Origin of the sequence: Methylobacterium gregans, from assembly GCF_022179245.1 — a bacterium.
Taxonomy (GTDB): Bacteria; Pseudomonadota; Alphaproteobacteria; order Rhizobiales; family Beijerinckiaceae; genus Methylobacterium; species Methylobacterium gregans.
Genome location: NZ_BPQM01000197.1, coordinates 1 through 5206, shown reverse-complemented (window position 1 = coordinate 5206; position 5206 = coordinate 1). Strand labels below are relative to the sequence as shown.

7 protein-coding genes and 1 pseudogene are annotated in these 5206 nt (G+C 72.6%); 3 read left to right on the top strand and 5 right to left on the bottom strand.

Going from position 1 to position 5206, the window contains the following annotated elements; genetic code table 11:
• Window positions 1-72: 72 nt before the first annotated feature.
• The gene (locus MFF54_RS27705) at window positions 73-1251 is read right to left on the bottom strand and encodes a tlde1 domain-containing protein (RefSeq protein ID WP_283206328.1); all 1179 of its coding nucleotides are present in this window, start codon (window positions 1249-1251) and stop codon (window positions 73-75) included.
• A gap of 190 nt (window positions 1252-1441) precedes the next feature.
• Window positions 1442-1810: a hypothetical protein gene (locus MFF54_RS27335; RefSeq protein WP_238307332.1), complete on the bottom strand. Its 369-nt coding sequence runs from the start codon at window positions 1808-1810 to the stop codon at window positions 1442-1444.
• 387 nt (window positions 1811-2197) lie between these two features.
• Between MFF54_RS27335 and MFF54_RS27330 the strand changes: the two genes are divergently transcribed.
• From MFF54_RS27330 to MFF54_RS27320, 3 genes are all read left to right on the top strand, one after another.
• Entirely contained in the window at window positions 2198-3013 is an 816-nt protein-coding gene (locus MFF54_RS27330) for an NAD(P)/FAD-dependent oxidoreductase (protein ID WP_238307331.1), read from the top strand.
• Window positions 2997-3191, top strand: a complete 195-nt coding sequence (locus MFF54_RS27325; protein WP_238307330.1) for a hypothetical protein — start codon at window positions 2997-2999, stop codon at window positions 3189-3191. The genes MFF54_RS27330 and MFF54_RS27325 overlap by 17 nt, the downstream gene beginning before the upstream one ends.
• Before the next feature lie 185 nt (window positions 3192-3376).
• A complete protein-coding gene (locus MFF54_RS27320) occupies window positions 3377-3892 on the top strand; it encodes a thermonuclease family protein (RefSeq protein WP_238307329.1) in 516 nt (171 codons plus the stop codon).
• 31 nt (window positions 3893-3923) lie between these two features.
• Here the strand turns inward: MFF54_RS27320 and MFF54_RS27315 are convergent, their stop codons facing one another.
• The 3 genes and pseudogenes from MFF54_RS27315 to MFF54_RS27305 all read right to left on the bottom strand — a co-directional run.
• Window positions 3924-4169: a hypothetical protein gene (locus MFF54_RS27315; RefSeq protein WP_238307328.1), complete on the bottom strand. Its 246-nt coding sequence runs from the start codon at window positions 4167-4169 to the stop codon at window positions 3924-3926.
• A 43-nt stretch (window positions 4170-4212) separates the two neighbouring features.
• Window positions 4213-4884, bottom strand: coding sequence for an HAD-IA family hydrolase (locus MFF54_RS27310; protein WP_238307327.1), 672 nt, complete (start codon window positions 4882-4884; stop codon window positions 4213-4215).
• Window positions 4885-4918: 34 nt separating this feature from the next.
• Window positions 4919-5206 (bottom strand): annotated as a pseudogene (locus tag MFF54_RS27305) (hypothetical protein); the annotation flags it as partial.

Here is a 5206-nt window from a genome sequence, read left to right as displayed (position 1 = left end):
GGCACGGCTCTGGGCGATTGTTTTTACGTGCCCTCTCACGCCGAACCGATATCCTGTTTGGCGGAGAGCGCTCTAGCGGCCGAAGAGACCCTGCGCCACGGCGGGCAGGCGATCCTGGCGGCTGCCCGCCACCACGACGAGGCGGCGTATCTCGCCCCGCAGGAAGGATTGCAGGAAGCGGTCGTAGTTCCGGAAGACGACGCAGCCGTTCGAGGCGCCGCTCGGGCCCAGCATGTAGGTATGAGCCAGAAGGCCGGTCCGGTTGAGCACCGCTCCGCTTCCGCCGACCGGGTTCAGCCGGATCGCCCGCACCCCGTGGAACAGAGCCTCGCGCTCGGTCAGGAGATAAGTGCCGGGCGGGGTGGCGCCGCGCATCTTCTGGTGGACGAGCTTTGGATTGTCCTGCGCGGGGCCGAGACCGGAATGGGCCTCCAGAACCTCGCCGCTCGGCAGTGTCACGGTGCGGGCGCTGATGTCGTAGATCGCCGTCGCCTCGGCCGACGGCTCTGGCACCAGCGTCCGGCGCGGGATTGCCGCGACCGGATCGCGCTCCAGCGAGGCGTAGGCCATCACCGGTTCCGGACGGTCTTCCGGGGTCGGCCTCGTTCCGAACACCGCATCGAAGAACGAGCGCTCGGCCGCGGCGTCGGATTGCGCGCGCGTCGGGGCCGCGGCCTGCTGCTGCGCCCGCGCGGCGAGCCGCTGCCGCGCCGCGATGCGGGGATGCGCCGGTTCGGGGCGCAACTCGACCGGGCGTGGCATCGGCAGCGGCACGGTCTGCTCCGCGAGCTTTATCGGATCCATCTTCTGCGCAACCGGAGCCGGGGCCGCGTCCGGCTTCGAGGTGAGCGCCGGCTGGATTTCGGCAACGCGGACCGGCGCGGGGCGGGGCGGCGCGAAGGTCCCGGGCGGTGGGCCGGATGTCGTGAGTGTTCCGGTGCCGGCCCCGAGGATCGGCGTCGGGTCGAGCATCCAGGAGACACGTGGGGGGGCGGCCCGCGGCGCATCGACAGCACGCGCGACCGTCGGCATCGTGGTCTGCGAAGCCTGGACCTGCGAAGCCTGGGCCTGCTCAGTGCGTGGCGTGGCCGCCTCCGGCCGCGCCTCCGACGGGCCAGGCTCGGGCATGTAGAAGCGCGCGAGGACCGCGCAGGCCATCGTCACGGCCGCGGCCGGACCGAGGAAACCGCCGCGGGGCCGGCGGCGCTGGCGGCGGACGCGGTGCGCGGAGGGGTACGCGGGCACGGTCATGCGGGCTTACTCGGTTACGCGGGCCCCGCCCGGGACGCGCGCGGCCGGCCGCCGCTCGAGGTGCGAGCGGACGGGAGCGGCCGCGACGGCCTGTTTGGGAAACATCAACCTTGACGGAAGCCTATTGAGCGGCCGGTTTGGTTAATCTTCGGATAAGCCGGGCGTCGCTTCCCGGATCTTCGCGTCGCGCTCAGCGCCGGAGCGTGCCGAGCCAGGACGAGACCGGGTCGAGCACGTAGGCCGCGACGGAGGCGGCCCAGCTCCGCGCGCGGGCGCCGAGCGATCGCTCCGCCTGCGCTCCGCCGCGCGCCGTCATCAGCGTTGCCACGAGGGCGTCCTCGCGCTCGCGGCAGGCGTCGAGGGCGTTGCGCTGATCGCCCGCCCGGCTCTGCCCCGCGGGCTGGTGGGCGTAGGCCTCGCGCAGGCACTGGTGCCACGCCTGCTCCAGGCGTTCGACCTCGCTCGGCGCCGGTCCCGGACCGGCGCTGAGGCCGAGCGAGGGCCCGGCGGCGAGGAGATAGGCGAGAGCCGGGACGAGGCTGAGCACGGGGCGGCGCATGCCCGAACCTATCGCCGATTCGCCGGCCGCAGGGCAAGAACGAAGGGGCAACGGCCTGCTCCGGCAGCCGGCGTGGCCGGAACCAGAGGACGACGTCCTCCGATCAAGGGATCAAGGCCACCGCTCGGCTGTCGTCCTGGCGTTACGAGGCCAGGATCCGGCCGCTCAGCGGGGTGATGCCATGCAGGCCGGAGGACGGGATGAAGCGGGGCCCGAGATCGCGATTGTGGGCGGCGGGCTCGCCGGCTCGCTCGCGGCGGCCATGCTCGGGCGGGCCGCGACGTCGTCCTGATCGACCCGCACACCGTCTACCCGCCGGACTTCTGCTGCGAGAAGCCGGAGCAGGGCCATCTCGAAGTTCTGCGCCGTACCGGCTTGGCGCAGGCGGTGATCCGTGCCTCGACCCACGCCGACACTCTCTGGATCGCCCGCTTCGGCCCCGTCGTCGACAAGGTGCCCTTCGACCAGTACGGCCTCGCCTACGACGGGCTCGTGAACACGATTCGAGCCGAGATCTCACCCTCCGTCCGCATCCTGCCGACGGTCGCGCAGCGGATCGAGCCCGATCCGCTGCGCCCGCGCGTCCACCTCCCGGATGGCGGAGTGCTCGAGGCGCGCCTCGTGATCCTGGCCAGCGGGTTGAACTGGACCCTGCGCGAGGCGCTCGGCATCCGGCGGGATCTCGTCAGTGCCTGCCACTCGATCACGGTCGGCTTCGATCTCGAGCGGACCGACGGGCAGGCCATTGCCTTCCCGGGGCTGCAGTACAATCCGGAGCGCTACGACCAAGGGCTCGCCTACCTGACCCTGTTCCGGATCGGCGCCGGCATGCGGGCGAACCTGTTCCTGTACCAGCCCCTGCGCAAGCCCCTAGCTGGCACAGTTCCGTGCCGCTCCCGACGCAGCCCTGCGCGGCCTGATGCCGAGACTGGCGGGACTGATCGGCGCCTATCGGGTGGCGGGCCCGGTCAAGGTTCGGCCGACGGATCTGCACGCGTCGCACGGCATCGAGAAGTCCGGCATCGTGCTGGTAGGAGACGCTTTTACGACGCCCTGCCCCGCTACGGGCACCGGATCCCTCAAGGTCATCACCGATGTGGAGCGGCTCTGCAATCACCACATCCCGGCCTGGCTCGCCACACCCCGGATGTGCGTCGAGAAGATCGCGACGTTCTACGCGGATCCGGTGAAGCGGGACTGTGACGCGTTCTCGGTCGGCAAGGCCTTCGGTCTGCGGGCGCTTTCGACCGGTTCCGGCGTCGCGTGGTCGCTGCGGCGCTGGCTGCGCTTCTGCCTGCGCCTCGCGCGCTGGAACCTGCGCCGGGCTGTGCGGGTGCTCTTCGTCCGGGCGGAGCGCACCGAGTGCGGGGTGCCGACGTGACGTGAGTGCATAGGGGGGCGGACAGCGTGTCGCGGGCCGCGGCACCATTCCGCCGGAATGCCGTGATGCACTCCGCTGTCGTCCGACAGCACCCGCTCGCTCACGACGGCGACGTTTTCCGAGGCGGCCGGATCCGCGAGCCGGCCGGCTTCCTGCCCCCATCCTGTTCCCGCTCAGAGCCTTCGATGCTGCGCCTGACCTCTCTCCTCCTGCTCCTCGCCACGCCCGCCTTCGCCGCCGAGCCGATCACCGGCCAACCGACCGTGATCGACGGTGATACGATCGAGCTGCAGGGCAGGCGCATCGACCTCTACGGGATCGACGCGCCCGAGGCGGCGCAGACCTGCGAGACCGGGGCTGGAACCTCCTATCGCTGCGGCCAGGCCGCGGCGGCGGCCCTGCGCCAGCAGATCGGCAACCACACGGTCGCCTGCGAGCCGCAGGGCTCGGCCACGAAGGACGCCGCGAGGGAGCGCCTGACGGCGCTCTGCCGCGCGGGCAATGTCGACCTCTCCGCCTGGATGGCGGGACACGGCCACGCCCTCGCCGTCCGGCAGGTCGCGCAGGGCTACGTCCACCAGGAGCGCAGGGCCTGGGCGACCCGCAGGGGAATCTGGGCCGGCGTGTTCGAGGAGCCGGCGGACTGGCGCCAGGCACAGCGCCGGGCGAAGGCACTGGCGAGCGCGCAGGCGGGGGAGTGAGGCGCGGGCCGCAGCCCTCGGAGCGGTCTGCTCAGAGCGGCGCGCGGCGCGCGGTTGCCCTGGGCTTGCTCGCGCGAGGCTTCGCCGCCGATGCGACGCGGTGCCGGTTCGCCCGGGCCCGGGTCGCCTCGCGGTCGGGCGGCGGCCGGTCGTGGATGTCGCCGAAATAGTCGGCGCCGCTCATCCCGAACGCGCCGCCGGCCACGGGACCGTCCAACATCTGCGCCGAGGCGGAGGCGGGCAGGATGAGCAGGGCGAGAAGCAGCATCGGGCGCATGGCGGCAGCTTAGCCTCCCCCAACCGGCCGCGTCGAGCCGCCGTCAGGCGGTGCGGCCCGGATCGGCTTGGCGGCCGAACAGCGCGCCCAGGGCGGCCGCATCGTCCGCCACCGTGACCGCGCCGGCGGCATAGAGGGCCCCGGGGACATGATAGCCCCAGCCGACCCCTATCGCCGCCGCGCCCGCCGCGACCGCCATCGCCATGTCGTAGGATGTGTCGCCGACCATCACGGTCGCCTCGGGATCGACCCCGGTCTCGGCCATGGCCTGAAGCAGCATCGCCGGGTCGGGCTTGGACGGGGCGTCATCGGCGGTCTGGGTGGTGCTGAACCAACCCTCCCAGCCCTGGACCTCGATCAGGTGATTCACGCCGCGCCGCGACTTGCCGGTGGCGATCCCGAGCAGCACGTCGTCCCGCGCGTGCAGCCGGGTCAGGAGGTCGCCCATGCCGGGAAACAGCGGTTCCTCGTAGGTCGGGTCGAGCCGCAGAGTCTGGAAGGCGCGCTTGTAGCTCTCGGAGAGGGACTGGACCGGGCCGTCCTCGCCCACGAGGCGGCGAAAGGCCTGGGGCAGCGACAGGCCCACGACCGAGAGCGCCTCCGTGCGTCCGGGGGCCGGGATGCCGTGCTCGGCGAAGGCCATGCCCTGCGCCGCGACGATGAGATGCTGGCTGTCGACGAGGGTCCCGTCAACGTCGAAGACGATGAGCTTCACGGCCGGGCGCGGCTTCGCCGCCTCCTGTGGGCTCTCACGGACGCGGCCCGGGCTGGGCCGGGGGCTGCGCCTGATGGGGGGCGGGCTGAGCGGCGGGGGGCTGGCGCGGACGTTCGTAGCCGAGCCGGCACCGGATGAGGAAGCGCCGCCGCTTGCCGCCGTGGAGGCCGCGCTGGTGCGAGGCCCGGTTGCAACTCGCGTAGGACCGCCGCCGGCGCTCGGCCCGGGCGCCGCCGGGAGCCGGACGTGCCTGACCGGCCTGAGTGGCTTGTCCGGCCTGCGTAGGCTGATTGCCCTGCGGGACTTGACCGCCCTGCGGGGC